The sequence below is a fragment of the Neisseria sp. P0009.S007 genome (genome assembly GCF_051962515.1).
Window position 1 is genome coordinate 1 of record NZ_JBQCVF010001210.1, and the last position, 249, is coordinate 249.

Sequence of the window (249 nt, forward strand, 5' to 3'; positions counted from 1 at the left end):
TACCGCCATCGGCTGTTACCTGTTGATTTTGCTGGTTTATACGGCCTATCGCAAAAACGGTTTTATTACGGTCGGCGTCGCTGGTTTACTGGCGTTGGTGTTGTCGATGATTCCGTCACGAGCGATTGCGGAATTTTTGCTGTCGCTCAACGGCAACCAGTTTTTGGAACGCTTTTCCAGCCGCGTGTACCTCTTCCTGTACGACTTGGGCAGCGACAACTCCGTGTCCTACCGTCAGGAGATTTACAC

The 249-nt window shown here is 51.4% G+C and carries 1 pseudogene; it reads left to right on the forward strand.

What is annotated here, in order from left to right:
* A pseudogene (locus ACTHS3_RS18335) lies at positions 1–249 on the forward strand (O-antigen ligase family protein); the annotation flags it as partial.